The 3082-nt window shown below is 62.3% G+C and carries 3 protein-coding genes; 2 read left to right on the top strand and 1 reads right to left on the bottom strand.

All coding sequences use genetic code 11. The features are described 5' to 3' along the window. The first annotated feature begins 18 nt into the window (after positions 1-18). Together thiI and ACTOZL_RS04530 are read left to right on the top strand one after the other, a co-directional pair. Positions 19-1182 carry a tRNA uracil 4-sulfurtransferase ThiI gene (gene thiI, locus ACTOZL_RS04535; protein WP_482476970.1) on the top strand — a complete coding sequence of 388 codons (1164 nt, stop codon included), beginning with the start codon at positions 19-21 and terminating at the stop codon, positions 1180-1182. Further along, positions 1179-2426, top strand: coding sequence for a competence/damage-inducible protein A (locus ACTOZL_RS04530; RefSeq protein ID WP_482476919.1), 1248 nt, complete (start codon positions 1179-1181; stop codon positions 2424-2426). Before thiI ends, ACTOZL_RS04530 begins: the two co-directional genes overlap by 4 nt. A gap of 66 nt (positions 2427-2492) precedes the next feature. Here the strand turns inward: ACTOZL_RS04530 and ACTOZL_RS04525 are convergent, their stop codons facing one another. Next, entirely contained in the window at positions 2493-2948 is a 456-nt protein-coding gene (locus tag ACTOZL_RS04525) for a hypothetical protein (RefSeq protein WP_482476918.1), read from the bottom strand. Between the last annotated feature and the right edge of the window lie 134 nt (positions 2949-3082).

The following is a 3082-nucleotide window of genomic DNA, read 5'->3' as shown; positions in this document are numbered from 1 at the left end:
CCTCCCGCTGGGGAGGAAATCATACTTTTGAAGATGGGGGAAATGGTCCTCAAGGGCCTGAACCGCCGGGGGTTTGAGGAGCGGATGATGGGCAACGCCCGCCGCCGGCTCCAAGCCTATGGCCAGTTCCGCATTTACTCCCGCCAGTCCATCACCTATGTGGAGCCGAAAACGGCGGACTGCGACATGGACGGGGCCTTTGAGGCCATGAGCCGCCTCTTCGGGGTGGTGGGCCTCTCCCGGGCCAAGGCCTGCGAGAAGGACGCCGGGGCCATTGTGGAGACCGCCAAGACCTATTTGAAGGAGGAGCTCAGCGCCGCCAAGACCTTCAAGGTGGAGTCCAAGCGCTCGGATAAGAGCTTTCCCATGTCCTCCATCCAGCTGAGCCAGTACGTGGGGGGGGAGCTGGACGACGCCTTCCCCAACCTCACCGCCCACATGCACCACCCGGAGGTGACGGTCCATGTGGAGGTTCGGGACTATGCCGCTTACGTCCACGCCGACCCCATCCCCGGGGCGGGTGGGCTGCCAGTGGGCATGGGAGGCCGGGGGGTGTCCCTGCTCTCCGGGGGCATCGACAGCCCTGTGGCCTCCTGGATGATGGCCAAACGGGGGGTGTCCCTGGAAATGGTCCATTTTTTCAGCTACCCCTATACCTCCCCGGAGGCCAAGGAGAAGGTGCTCACCCTGGCAAAACTGCTGACCCCCTGGTGTGGGCGGCTGACGGTCCATGTGGTGCCCTTTACGGAAATCCAGGAGACCCTGCGCCGGAGCTGCCCGGAGGAGCTATTCACCCTGCTGATGCGCCGCTTCATGATGCGCATTTCCCAGGAGGTGGCGGAGCGTATCGGGGCCAAGGGCCTTATCACCGGGGAATCCCTGGGACAGGTGGCCAGCCAGACCATGGAGGCGATGGCCGTCACGGGGGCGGCCACCACCCTGCCGGTGTTCCGGCCCCTGGTGGGGATGGACAAGGAGGAGATTGTGCGCCTGTCCCGGCGCATCGGCACCTTTGACACCTCCATCCTCCCCTACGAGGACTGCTGTACCGTCTTTACCCCCCGTCATCCCAAGACCCGCCCCTCCTTGGAGGAAATCCAGGCGGCGGAGGCGGCCTTGGATATTCCCGCCCTGATGAAACAGGCTGTGGACGGAATCGAAAGGATCGTGATGGAACCATGAGCCATACCGCTGAGCTGATTGCCGTAGGGACGGAGCTGCTGTTGGGGGACATCGCCAACACCAACGCCCAGATGCTCTCCCAGGGGCTGTCCCAGCTGGGGATCAACGTCTATTACCACACCGTGGTGGGGGATAACCCCCGCCGCCTGCGCCAGGCGGTGGAAATCGCCAAGGGCCGGGCGGATATCCTCATCACCACCGGCGGCCTGGGGCCCACCTATGACGACCTCACCAAGCTGGTGCTGGCGGAGTGCTTCGGCAAGGAGCTGCTCCACCACGCCCCCTCGGCGGAGCGCATCCGGGCCCGTTTCGCCGCCATGGGCCACGAGATGACAGAGAACAACCTACAGCAGGCCATGCTGCCGGAGGGCTGTACTGTCCTGGACAACGACTGGGGCACCGCCCCCGGGGCGGCCTTTTTTGCGGAGGGCACCCACGTAATCCTCCTGCCCGGGCCCCCCATGGAGTGCGAGAACATGTTCCGCCACCGGGCCTTGCCCTACCTGGAAGCCCTGTCCCAGGGGGTGATCGCCTCCCGGACGGTCAAGACCTTTGGCATTGGGGAGTCCGCGGCGGAGGCCCTTTTGCGGCCCCTGATGAACCGCCTGGAAAACCCCACCCTGGCCCCCTATGCCAAGCCCACAGGGACAGAGCTGCGCATCACCGCCCGGGCGGCCACCCAGGCGGAGGCCATGGCCATGATTGCCCCGGTGGAGGAGGAGGTAAAAGCCATCCTGGGGGACAAGGTGATTGGGGTGGATGTGAGCTCCATCCAAGAGGTCTGCCTTGCCCTGCTCCGGGAGCGGGGCCTCACCCTGGGCACTGCCGAGTCCTGCACCGGCGGGATGATGGCCAGCCTGATGACAGACCTGCCTGGGGCGTCCCAGGTGTTCCGGGGGGGCGTGGTGAGCTACCATGAGGAAGTGAAGGCCCAGGTGCTGGGGGTGCCGGATGAAATGCTGGCAGAGTATGGCGCGGTGTCCCCCCAGGTGGCCGAGGCCATGGCCCGGGGGGCCAAAAAGCTGCTGGGCTGCGACTTGGCGGTGTCCGCCACCGGCGTGGCAGGCCCGGACCCCGACAGCCGGGGGAACCCGGTGGGCCTGGTGTACCTGGGTCTGGCCTGGGAGGGGCAGTGCATCGTGCGGGAGTTCCGCGCCGGGAACGTGGCCCGGGAGCGGGTGCGGCGGATGAGCGCCCAGCGGGGGCTGGACCTGGTGCGGCGGCATTTGACGGGCTTGCTGTAAATAAAAATAAGACTGCCCCAGGCTGTGCGGAGAGCACAACCTGGGGCAGTCTGCTATGTGCAAGGCCTAGTAGTCCCACTGTTCCCGGGCTTTTTCAAACAGCATGTCTAAGGATTCCCGGTTTTCCGCCACCAGCTGCTTGATTTGCTCCGGTGCGTCTTCCTCTGGCATTCCGTCTGCTGTGAGCATCACCCCTTGACCCATGCCATTCGCGTCAGAGACAAACGCGCCATAGGTGGTTTCCTTGAAAATCCCCGGCCAAATGATCAATGCACAATCGCCACCTTCATAGGGTTGAATCCCCAAGTTTCCCGTAAAGCTCAAATAATCCGGTATCTTTACATTATACGTATAGCCGTCCTTTTCATCAATGACATAGGTTTGATAGGAATAGAGTTCTCGCATTCCTTCGGTAAACCCATGGTATCTATTCCACACAAGAAACAGCCAAACCAGGTTATAGAGGACAAACAGACCGACAATGACCAGCAGGACGGTCTTTAGCTTTCTATGTTTTTTCATAATTCTATCACCCTCCACCCACGATTTTTGATTCCTTCATCGTGGGTTACAATTACAACGGTTTTTCCCTTCTGGTGGAAATCCTCTAAAATGGAGAGGACTCGCTCAGCATTTTTCCGGTCCAGTGACCCGGT

The organism is Evtepia sp. (assembly GCF_056797215.1).
This window is presented reverse-complemented; position numbering and strand designations above follow the sequence as displayed.

What these genes read in the sequence shown, in the direction of transcription:
- ACTOZL_RS04530 (WP_482476919.1), top strand. Translation starts at nt 1,179, where the DNA reads ATGAGCCATACCGCTGAGCTGATTGCCGTAGGGACGGAGCTGCTGTTG.
- ACTOZL_RS04525 (WP_482476918.1), bottom strand. Translation starts at nt 2,948, where the DNA reads ATGAAAAAACATAGAAAGCTAAAGACCGTCCTGCTGGTCATTGTCGGT.